This is a genomic window from Pseudoalteromonas sp. 68 DY56-GL68, from assembly GCF_041414825.1.
Classification (GTDB): Bacteria; Pseudomonadota; Gammaproteobacteria; order Enterobacterales; family Alteromonadaceae; genus Pseudoalteromonas.
This window is the reverse complement of sequence record NZ_JAOCZL010000020.1, coordinates 534,139-544,968: the sequence shown is the minus strand read 5'-3', so window position 1 is coordinate 544,968 and position 10,830 is coordinate 534,139. Positions and strand designations below refer to the sequence as shown.

Genomic DNA, 10,830 nt, shown 5'->3' with positions numbered 1-10,830 from the left:
GTTTGGGAGCAACCTCTTTTGTTCTATCACAAAAAGCTAAAACAATTTTAGAGCCCCATTTAGGCGACAACGTTGAATATTTAGAATGCAATTTAAATGGTGAGCTTTGGTTTGCTATGAATGTTTTAGGATTTGAGGATACAATAGACCACGAACTTACTGAATTTAACTATAATAGGCGCGGCCAAATTAGTAGAACAAGGCGCTTTAAGCGCTTAGTGATGGACAAAAAGAAAATCAATAACTCAGCTATCTTTAGAACCAAAGAGACAACGCTTAGGTACTTTACTACTGACGCTGAAAATAGCTTCTATCGATTAGTGAAAGAAAATAACTTAACAGGGTTAGAATTTACAGAGGTTGAGGCAAAGTAGTGATTACCTTAACCGAATAAGTCTTAATTTAATCTGCCAAACTCGAACTTTATAGTTGAATCAAATTTTACAGTGAACAGCCGATTTGCTCAGAAAGCGACCGTTCCGCTATAAATTATTTATGCCCCATTTTGTGTTCAAGTAAATACTCTAAAGCTCGGTTTTGAACGATAACCAGACATTGAGGTTGGCTTAGGGTAAGAGCTAATTGATTTCCAAACAATATAGCTTGCGCATATATTCAAGAAAATGAGCGACGAGCGCATTTTCTTTTTCTGAGTGTCTTTAGTGTGAATAAAAATATTATAGTTGGCAATGCATTACGTTATTTGTTAAAAATAGATTTATTAATATATGCGCGACGGGCGCACTATAAAATTGTTATGTTGTAAATCTAGAATCGAGGAAGTATGAGTACATCTGTAGAACAAAAAATGAATGAAATTTATGAGGACTTTTGCTTCATACATGCTCTTCTTGAAGAAGCGAAAGTAAACCCAACGACAGACTACGAAAAGATTAACCTTACTTATTTCCAAATATTTTGCACTCATTATGAGTCGTTCTACATTCTACTAAGATCTAATCACTTTAGCTCTGGCATCTTACTTATGAGGAGCATGCTGGAGTTATATGTAAAAAGCTATTACTTAGAGTTTATTGCAAAGAACAAAAACGAAGAAGTAATGGATTATCTTGATGGTAAAATAAAGTACCCGAGTTTTTTTGCCATGGTTGAAGAGTTAGGTGAGTTCAAGTCTACTTCAGGAGATACTTTCGGTAACTTCTTCTCTCAATTTACCAAAAGCCAATTGGCTAGTTACGAAAAGTTCTCGTTTTTTAGTCACGGTAGTGGAGAGTATATAAAATTTTTCTACAAGCATGGAAAGATTAATTTTTCTCGCGAACAAATTTCCGATGTAATAGAAACAGCGAAAGGAATGTTTCTAACTTTTGCTATGTTGCTATTTGCTGTGCAAGGAAAAGAAGCTCAGCTAGAGAAGGTGTTGGAAAAATTCAATTCCGATGAATCTAAAACTTAACAATCGCAATCAAACGGGAATATTTTCCATTCCTTGTTTTGCGGTTTTCGCTACGCTACCGCAAAACAATCCACTACAAATGAGGGTGTTACCAATGCCTTTCTTTTATACAGAGCCGACCTTCGGCTCTAACTCATTTATGTCCAAAAACGAGTTTATCCGACCGTCCGCTCTTCGCTCTTTGCAGACCTTTAACAATACAAAGTTTACTTAATGGCACAATATATAAAGTCTTCCCAAACCTCTATGCTTTGACGTTTCTCTTTCATATAGTCGTACCTATCATAATGCACACTTGATACGTCAAACTTGTTATGCTGTTGGAGTATGTCACGGTTTATTTTATCAATGCCCGCTTTGCCCATAAGTGTTTTACAAGTTCGCCGCAGGTCACGTGGGTTAAATGGTTCCATTTCATGTTTTTCGCACCAACGCAATATTGCCATTCTTATTGTAGATACATGTGCGGTTGCTGTTGGGTCGTCGCGATGCGGGAACATTTGCCCTGCCTTACCAGCTTGTTGCATTAGCTCTTTGATGATTGGTATTGCGGTTTCGCAGAGTGGCACTATGTGATCGCCCCGCTGTTTTACTTTGATACGATTTGCGGGGATGGTGAAAGTTTTATTTTCAAGATCAAAGTCACTTACGTAAGAGCCATAAACCTCGTTCACCCGTTGACCACCGAGTAACAATGCTAGCTTTATATATTGTTGGGTATAATAAGGTAGGTCATCAGCATTCCACACTTTTTTAAGTTCGACTTCACTTAACCAGCGCTCGCCTTTGTTTTTTGGTGTTTCAAAATTAATGTCTCTAATGAAATTGGTTTTAATATCGTAAAGGTTAGGTTTTTTGTATTGCTCTGGTGAGTTATCAAAATCTATCGCAAATTTTAAGATGCTCATTAATGTACTACGAACCAAGCGCGCTTGTTCTTTTGCTCCACGATTATATACGCGGTAAATAATGTCGCGAGCCATATCTATTGTGAACTCGTCAGGCATTAAGTCTTTTGCAATAAAAGGGGTGATGTTTCTTTTTATTAGTTTTTCAGTTCGGCCTATTGTTGACTCAGCCCAGCGAGTACTTATAAATACATTAAAGTCATCAAGCATTTCTAACATAGTACGCATTGCTGATGATGCGAACTCCGCTTTTTGTTGCTCTTGTTTATGTTCTTGCGGGTCGATATTGTTGCTTAACAATACTGATATTTCAGCATGTTTACTACGCGCTGTTTTGAGGTCAACTACGGGGTAATTGCCAAGGCCAATTACTTTGCGTTTATCGTTTAAATGATATTGCACGCGAAACGTTTTAGTGCCTGATTCGCTAACCCTTATTTGTAAACGCCCTTCCCCGTAGTTACCTGATTCAGTTAATACGTAACGTTTATTTTTTGCTTTAAGCGCTTTAATCAATTTGTCTGTAAAGTTCATATGATGCCGTTTGAAACTGTGACCACCACATTGGTCACAGTTTTGGTCACAGTTTAGTATGCGATAACAATAACAGAATCAGATAGAATAAACAGCTTTAGACTAGTAAATACGGGGACTTATGATGGGTTACGACAATTTAATACTAAATAAAACCTAAAAAACGGACATGCCAAGCAACTCACACATAAAACTCTATACCTATATACATAATGAAAGAATTGCATCGCAATGCAGCGTTGCTCGCAGCTATTGTTAAACATAGTGGCACTGTTAGCAACTAGCTCCCTAATTTTTTATAAACTCGATAGGTAAACTATTAAATATATGATGGTAATTTCAAAAATAACCGATTAAATCAGCTTACTTTGATCTAATGTACAAACTTGTTCAAACAAACACAGCAGTAATTACTGTTTTATCCTTGTTCCCCTCTTGATAATTGCTTGTTCTAGCGCTACTCTAAAAGAGGTGGTCTGACCTCTATTAAGGAATAATCAATGACTCTCATATTTTTACTAGGTTTACTCGTGCTGCTTAGCGTTGCGAGTTACCACAGATCAAGCTGGAATACCTGTTTAGGTATTGCCATTGCGACTTTACTTGTTGGCACATTTGCTGGCGCGTTTGGCGCAATTAGTTGGCTACTATTCTTACTTATTGCTGTGCCACTTTCTGTGACTAGCATTCGTCAACAATACATCATTAAACCAATCTTTGCTGCGTTTAAAAAAGTAACACCGACTATGTCGGATACTGAAAAATCAGCCATTGATGCTGGTACTACATGGTGGGAAGCGGATCTATTTTGTGGCCGTCCTGACTGGAACAAATTACATCAGTACCCTGCTCCGAAATTAACAATCGAAGAGCAAGCGTTTATTGATGGTCCAGTTGAAGAAGTATGTAGCATGCTAGATGACTGGCACGCAACACACGAACTAACTGATTTACCGCAAGATGTTTGGCAATACCTAAAAGACAACAAATTCTTTGCCATGATCATCAAAAAAGAATACGGCGGTTTAGAGTTTTCTGCTTATGCACAATCATGTGTACTGCAAAAGCTAACCAGTAAATCAACGTTACTATCTTCTATCGTAGGTGTCCCTAACTCGTTAGGCCCAGGTGAGCTACTTCAGCACTATGGTACTAAAGAGCAAAAAGATCATTACTTACCGCGCCTTGCAAGTGGTCAAGAAATTCCATGTTTTGCTTTAACATCACCAGAAGCAGGTTCGGACGCAAGTGCAATTCCTGATTACGGTGTTGTATGTAAAGGTCAATGGAACGGTGAAGAAGTTGTTGGTATTAGCTTAACGTGGAACAAGCGTTATATTACGCTTGCCCCTGTTGCTACTGTACTTGGTCTTGCATTTAAACTACAAGATCCAGACGGTTTACTTGGTGAAGACAAAGAACCTGGTATTACTTGTGCGCTTATCCCAACAGATACTCCAGGAGTAGAAATTGGCCGTCGTCACTTCCCGCTAAATGTTCCATTCCAAAATGGTCCTACTCGCGGTAAAGACATCTTCGTACCACTTGATTACATCATTGGTGGCCCGAAAATGGCGGGTCAAGGCTGGCGTATGCTTGTTGAATGTTTATCTGTTGGTCGTGCAATCACATTGCCGTCTAACTCAACAGGTGGCATTAAAACAATTGCGCTTGCAACAGGTTCTTACAGCCGTATTCGTCGTCAATTCCGTTTACCTATTGGTCAAATGGAAGGTGTTGAAGAGTCATTAGCAAAACTGGCAGGTTTCGCATACAGCTCTGATGCAGCTGTAAGCATGTCTACAGGTGCTGTTGACCTTGGTGAAAAGCCATCGGTTGTATCTGCGATTATCAAATATCACTTAACTGAGCAAATGCGTGAAGCAACGATTCACGGCATGGATGTTCATGGTGGTAAAGGCATTATGCTTGGTCCAAATAACTACTTAGGTCGTGGTTACCAAGGTGCGCCAATTGCAATTACCGTAGAAGGTGCAAACATCTTAACGCGTAACATGATCATCTATGGTCAAGGTGCGATTCGCTGCCATCCATTCGTGTTAACTGAGCTTGGTGCATGTGCGATTGAAGACCGTGAAGAAGCATTGTCAGTATTCGATAAAGCGTTAATGGGCCACATTGGCTTTACAATTTCAAACCTAGTTCGTACTAAGTGGTTAGCCTTTACTAATGCTCGCTTCACAAGCACGCCATACAAAGACGAAACAGCGGAATTCTACCGTATTGCATCTCGTTTCAGTGCGTCGTTAGCATTAATGTCGGATATCAGCATGGCGGTGTTTGGTGGTTCATTAAAGCGTAAAGAGCGTATCTCTGCACGTTTAGGTGACTTACTAAGCTACTTATACCTTGTATCTGCAACACTTAAACGCTACAACGATGAAGGCCGTAAAAAAGAAGATTTTGCGCTTGTTCAATGGAGCTGCCAAGATCACCTTTACCACTGCCAACGTGCACTTGCTGACTTAATCAATAACATGCCATCTGCACCACTTCGTGCAATGCTAAAAATCATGTTATTCCCATTCGGTCGTCCTGTTCGTAAGCCTACTGATAAACTTGAGCACAAACTTGCTCACTTATTACAAGTACCAAGCGAAACTCGTAACCGTTTAGCTAACTACATTTACCTTAAAAACGAGCCGCTTAACCTTGTTGGTCGTCAAGAGCAAACGCTTAAAGACGTACTCGAAGTTGAACCACTGTTTAATAAGGTATGTCGTGAAAAAGGTGTAAAACTGCCTTTCTTCCAACTTGATAAAGTAGCGCAAATGGGTCTGGAAGCAGGCATTTTAAGCCAAGCAGAAGCCGACAAACTAGCCGCAGTTGAAAAAGCCCGTCTTGACGTTATTAACGTTGACGACTTTGACCCTGCTGACTTAGTTGCTGGTAAAGTTGCTCGTGGCGAAGGCAATAAAAAAGCGGATGCCGCTTAAGCAATAAACATTATTCCAATTGTTATAACAAACCAAACCAGCGCATAATGCGCTGGTTTTTTTTGCGCTAAATATTGCTGCAATACACACCATACTGCCCCAATGGGGATGTAAATCAAGTTAGTGCCAAGCATGCTTATAACGACAATTAAAGACACAGCAAAAAATATAAGGCTCGGTAAAAAATGACTTATATAAAACAGCTTGCCTTGGTTAACACTTTGAAAAAATAACCGATATTTATTAAAAACAGCCATGCAATCAAACTGCAGTGAGCTCGCTAGCAACACGCATACTGAAAAAGCAGTAGCTTGTATCAGGTCACTAAAGTCGTTACGAATTGTAATTAACTGCAATAAAGCTAACAAAAGTGCAACTAGTCCTGCCCCACGCCAAATTAAGCTCCAGCTGTGTTGTATAAAGTAGCTAAACCAGAATAAACCAAACGATTGTACTTTCAGTTTATGACTAATTCTTACAGGTGGGAGCAAAGTCGAACAGCAGAAAATAGCTACAAAACCCAAAAAGTATTGCAGCGAAGTTAAACTAACAGGCAGTAATACCAGTACAAAACTTATTAAGAAGCTATAAAAGAGCGCAAGTGGCCTATAAAGAACAAATACCCCACATAACCATTGCAACAACATGAACAAAAGAAAATGAGGCACTTGTAGCCATTGTTTTAGCGATAGATCCATTGCTATTAATAAACTCGCAATAAGCCAAGCATTACTTAAAAATAGTAATTTGCAGTCAACGCACACTCGCCAAGAAGGTTTAAATAAACTGCGCTGAAATACCCTGTTTTGCGCATTTTTAATGGCTGGGGCCATGGCCCATAACATCACAGATTCAAGTAAAAGATAAACCACTGCTAATTTTGCACCGTAAGCAGGTGCTGCATGGCTATCAACTATTTTTCCAAGCCCTAAAAACAAAAGTAAAGTCAAACCAAGAAATGCAGGACCCAGTACGAGTGCGAACAGCAAGCTAAAACTCTTTAGCTGAGACAGCATACTTTTAAGGGTAGTCGTATATGCTAGATATCGAAAAGAGAGGAATGAGATGTATCTGGCAAAGTAGTCAATCATAATGATGAACACTCAAAACCGTGCTGTAAAAATACCTCCGGTTCATGGCTTGTTATGATGATCTGCCCATTAGGTTTATCATTGAGGTAGCTATTAAGCAATTTGAGTAAAAACCGAATGCTTTCTTGGTCTAATGCTGCACTCGGTTCATCTAACAACAAAAATGGGGTTTGCTTTAAAAAAGCAATAATAAGCTGGCACTTCTTTTGATTACCACTCGACAAAGCACTAAAGCGGGTATTGAGGTGCTCATCAAACCTAAATCCAGTAATAAGTTGCTCTGGTATTTCTTTCTTTACCGCCTTACAACTAAGTTCAATAATTTGTCGCGCGGTTAAAAAATCGGGCAGCGCAATACGGTCACTGGCAATCGAAACATAACTTTGAACAGATTCAATTGTTTCACTGTTGAACAAAACATACCCTGATTGTGGATTTTCGAGGCCTGCAATGATCATCAGTAATGTTGTTTTTCCCTTGCCATTAGCTGCTTGTAAGCAGGTTTTTTTGCCGTTGAACTGCTTATTATAATTTTTAAAAACTTGAGCTGAAGCGAAACGCTTATTGAGATCTTTAATTTCTATCATGATTATTCCTTTAATTGTGGAAAAATACTAACACACTGGTGTCCACATTTAGTTACATGATTTGTAACAAATATCGACGCTCGAAGGCTTGCGTTTATAAATTGAACAAGTAAGACTCTATTGCGGAAAAATAAAAAGGAATAATTACAATGAAACCGAGTTTCCAATTAGCAGCCATTGCTTGTGCGCTCAGCCTTGCATTAGCAGGATGTTCACAGTCAAACCAATCAACAACTAATACTAATAACCAACAGCAAGTCCAAACAGTTAAACAATATGATGCTGAGACCTTTTTTGATACAACCTCAATTATGGGTAGCAGTTTTTCACCGAAGGGCGACAAAGTACTAATAAGCAGCGACGAAAGCGGTATTTATAGCTTGTACGAAGTCGATATTAAAACCGCCAAGAAAACCCGCTTAACAGATTTTGAAGACAGTACTTATGCAGTCGCTTATTTCCCTAACGATGAGCGCGTATTATTTACTAAAGACTCAGGCGGTAACGAGCGTTATCACATCTATGTGCGCGAAACCGATGGCACAGTTAAAGATCTCACCCCCGGTGAAGAAACTAGAGCAGGGTTTGCTGGCTTTACTGAAGACGGTAAACACTTCTTTATAACCAGCAATCAACGCGACGCTAAATTTATGGATCTGTACCGCGTTGATGCTAACAGCTATGAAGTGACCCCTGTTTATCAAAATACTATGGGGCTTGATGTCGGTGCAATCAGCCCTGATGGCCGTTTTATTGCTTTATCGAAAAACAATTCGAACAAAGACAGCGATGTATTCATTCTTGATACTCGCAAAAAAACGCTTAAACCAGAACTCATCACTCGCCATGACGACGATGCCAAATACTCTCCTGAAACCTTCTCAAGAGACAGTAAATCACTGTATTACTCAACCGATGCCAAAGGTGAGTTTGCAGAAATTTGGCGCTATGATTTAACGACTGGCGAGCATAGCCCTGCCCTCAAAGATGAATGGGATGTGAGCTTTATTTACTTCTCTAAATCTGGTCGTTATCAAGTAAGTGGTGTTAATGCTGACGCAAGCACTAAGGTGTCGATAATCGATACCACCACAGGTAAAGGCATAGCTATGCCATCGCTGCCTGCTGGTAATTTACGTGGTGTAAACTTCTCTGCTGATGAAAAAACCATGGCGTTTTACTTGAATTCAGATACCTCGCCAAGCAACTTATTTGTGTGGCAACTCGGTGAGTCGAAAGCGAAACAGTTAACCAACACATTAAGTGATGCGATTGATCAAAATGACTTAGTTGAAAGCACAATTGTACGCTTTAAAAGTTTTGATGGTTTAGAAATCCCTGGGGTTTTATATAAGCCTAAGCAAGCTAACAGCAACAACAAAGTACCAGCTTTAGTTTGGGTGCATGGCGGCCCAGGCGGACAAAGCCGCACAGGTTATAGTGCAATGCAGCAGCATCTAGTCAATCATGGTTATGCCATTTTTGCAGTCAATAACCGTGGCAGTTCAGGTTACGGTAAAACCTTCTTTCATTTAGATGACAAAAAGCATGGCACTGACGATTTACAAGATATCGTTTATGGTAAAAAACACCTGCAAAGCTTAGATTGGGTTGATGCAGACAAAATTGGCATTATGGGGGGCAGCTACGGTGGCTTTATGACCGCCGCAGCACTTGCCTTCGAGCCTGAAGAATTCAAAGTAGGTATTAATATCTTTGGTGTAACAAACTGGGTTAGAACCTTAAACTCGATCCCACCATGGTGGGAGAGTTTTAAAAAGGCGCTGTATGATGAAATGGGCGACCCCGCGACAGACGGCGAACGTCACCGTGCAATTTCGCCGCTCTTTCATGCTAAAAACATCACTAAGCCATTAATGGTGATCCAAGGTGCTAACGACCCACGGGTTTTACAAGTTGAAAGCGATGAACTTGTTGCCGCTGTAAAGGCAAATGGTGTGCCTGTCGACTATGTGTTATTTGATGATGAAGGCCATGGTTTTACTAAAAAGGAAAACCGTATTAAAGCCTCAAACGCATACCTTGAGTTTTTAAATACCTACTTAGATAAGTAGTAAAACAGTAAAGGTTAAAGGCCGGTTTTATACCGGCTTTTTTATGCAAAATACCTGTATACAAGCAAAATTTAGTATTTCATACAGTACTGTACGAAATACTGTATGAATTTAGTGGTAGATTTTTCACCTTTTTAGCTCTTCAAAGAAAATCATAACTACATGTTTAATAACAACTAAATATTTTTAATTAAAATAAAACTGAACTATTGGTTAAAAAATAGCAAAAAAGTACTTGCGCAAAAACACTGTATAAACTACTGTATACACATACTGTATAAACAACCAGTGAGTGAAAGTTATGTTACAGCCAATTACATTAAGAACAGTTAAAAGCTACCAACAAGATAACGACAAAGCGTCTGTTAATTTAATTCAAATTGAAGACGAAATATCAGCAACCTTTGAGTTATTAAAAGTATTGCATCATTACAATAGCCAAAATGCATGGACACTATTAATTGCCCCTGACCATGTACCTAGCAAAGCATTATTAGATTCGTGTTCGATTGATACCAGCAAACTACTTGTGATCAGACAAAAGCATTTAGTTAACCTTGAGTACGTACTTAGCTCAGCATTACATAACGGTAATTTTGCTGCTGTGATCACATGGACAGATATTGTAAACAATCACCAACTTGATTCGATGAACTTAAACCTTGAGCAGGCATCAGCTAAGTTTTATTGCTTTACAAAAAGCGCTCAGTTAAACAATTTAGTACCCCAGCCACAATAGGCTTGTTAAAATAACAATTTACAGTTTTAGGTAAGTTGTTATGACATCACTCACACACCCCCTTTGTCCTTGTGGCAGCGAATCGACTTACGAGCTTTGCTGCCAGCCTTTTCATACCGGTGCAAACCAAGCTGATACCCCAGAGCAACTTATGCGTTCTCGTTTTAGTGCATACGCGCTAAAAGATGCAAAATATGTATTTAGTACTTATGTACAAAGCCAGCAAGCCGCGAACCCGGTTCGCGAAATTAAAGATTTTGCTAATAGCTGCCGTTTTACCAAGCTAAACGTTTTAGATACTGAATATAACGAGCAAGAAGGTTTTGTAGAATTTAAAGCAAATTACTTTTACCAAAACTTGTATTGTGAGTTACACGAAAAGTCGCGTTTTATTAAAGAAGATGGCCTATGGCGTTACCTAGATGGTGATATAACGCCCGTTGCAGATATTAAAATTGGCCGTAATGATGAATGCCCTTGCGGTAGCGGCAAAAAATATAAAAAGTGTCACGCAATTTAAAT

At 39.2% G+C, this 10,830-nt stretch carries 9 protein-coding genes; 6 read left to right on the top strand and 3 right to left on the bottom strand.

Annotated elements, in window-relative coordinates:
• The coding region (locus NYF15_RS14350) for an imm11 family protein (RefSeq protein WP_371353899.1) at positions 1–374 on the top strand (374 nt) is incomplete at its 5' end.
• A 410-nt stretch (positions 375–784) separates the two neighbouring features.
• Complete coding sequence (locus tag NYF15_RS14345) at positions 785–1,417, top strand: hypothetical protein (RefSeq protein WP_371353898.1); 633 nt, start codon at positions 785–787, stop codon at positions 1,415–1,417.
• 206 nt (positions 1,418–1,623) lie between these two features.
• On the opposite strand, the gene NYF15_RS14340 is transcribed toward NYF15_RS14345, so the two are convergent.
• A complete protein-coding gene (locus tag NYF15_RS14340) occupies positions 1,624–2,859 on the bottom strand; it encodes a tyrosine-type recombinase/integrase (RefSeq protein ID WP_371353897.1) in 1,236 nt (411 codons plus the stop codon).
• Positions 2,860–3,359: 500 nt separating this feature from the next.
• On the opposite strand from NYF15_RS14340, the gene fadE reads away from it, so the two are divergent.
• Entirely contained in the window at positions 3,360–5,816 is a 2,457-nt protein-coding gene (fadE, locus tag NYF15_RS14335; protein ID WP_371353896.1) for an acyl-CoA dehydrogenase FadE, read from the top strand.
• On the opposite strand, the gene NYF15_RS14330 is transcribed toward fadE, so the two are convergent.
• Together NYF15_RS14330 and NYF15_RS14325 are read right to left on the bottom strand one after the other, a co-directional pair.
• A complete protein-coding gene (locus tag NYF15_RS14330) occupies positions 5,813–6,907 on the bottom strand; it encodes a DUF6136 family protein (protein WP_371353895.1) in 1,095 nt (364 codons plus the stop codon). The two genes, fadE and NYF15_RS14330, sit on opposite strands and share 4 nt — an antisense overlap.
• Positions 6,904–7,494 (bottom strand): ATP-binding cassette domain-containing protein, encoded by a 591-nt coding sequence (locus tag NYF15_RS14325; RefSeq protein WP_371353894.1) that lies wholly within the window; start codon positions 7,492–7,494, stop codon positions 6,904–6,906. Before NYF15_RS14325 ends, NYF15_RS14330 begins: the two co-directional genes overlap by 4 nt.
• A gap of 149 nt (positions 7,495–7,643) precedes the next feature.
• Between NYF15_RS14325 and NYF15_RS14320 the strand changes: the two genes are divergently transcribed.
• The 3 genes from NYF15_RS14320 (at position 7,644) to NYF15_RS14310 (ending at position 10,828) form a co-directional block, all read left to right on the top strand.
• Entirely contained in the window at positions 7,644–9,569 is a 1,926-nt protein-coding gene (locus tag NYF15_RS14320; protein WP_371353893.1) for an alpha/beta fold hydrolase, read from the top strand.
• Between the two features lie 301 nt (positions 9,570–9,870).
• Positions 9,871–10,308: a SulA-like leucine-rich domain-containing protein gene (locus tag NYF15_RS14315; protein ID WP_054551944.1), complete on the top strand. Its 438-nt coding sequence runs from the start codon at positions 9,871–9,873 to the stop codon at positions 10,306–10,308.
• Between the two features lie 40 nt (positions 10,309–10,348).
• Positions 10,349–10,828, top strand: coding sequence for a YchJ family protein (locus tag NYF15_RS14310; RefSeq protein WP_371353892.1), 480 nt, complete (start codon positions 10,349–10,351; stop codon positions 10,826–10,828).
• Positions 10,829–10,830 lie beyond the last annotated feature (2 nt).

Excerpts from the sequence above, each read along its gene's own strand:
- NYF15_RS14345 (WP_371353898.1), top strand. The coding sequence starts at position 785 with ATGAGTACATCTGTAGAACAAAAAATGAATGAAATTTATGAGGACTTT.
- NYF15_RS14340 (WP_371353897.1), bottom strand. The coding sequence starts at position 2,859 with ATGAACTTTACAGACAAATTGATTAAAGCGCTTAAAGCAAAAAATAAA.
- fadE (WP_371353896.1), top strand. The coding sequence starts at position 3,360 with ATGACTCTCATATTTTTACTAGGTTTACTCGTGCTGCTTAGCGTTGCG.
- NYF15_RS14330 (WP_371353895.1), bottom strand. The coding sequence starts at position 6,907 with ATGATTGACTACTTTGCCAGATACATCTCATTCCTCTCTTTTCGATAT.
- NYF15_RS14325 (WP_371353894.1), bottom strand. The coding sequence starts at position 7,494 with ATGATAGAAATTAAAGATCTCAATAAGCGTTTCGCTTCAGCTCAAGTT.
- NYF15_RS14320 (WP_371353893.1), top strand. The coding sequence starts at position 7,644 with ATGAAACCGAGTTTCCAATTAGCAGCCATTGCTTGTGCGCTCAGCCTT.
- NYF15_RS14315 (WP_054551944.1), top strand. The coding sequence starts at position 9,871 with ATGTTACAGCCAATTACATTAAGAACAGTTAAAAGCTACCAACAAGAT.
- NYF15_RS14310 (WP_371353892.1), top strand. The coding sequence starts at position 10,349 with ATGACATCACTCACACACCCCCTTTGTCCTTGTGGCAGCGAATCGACT.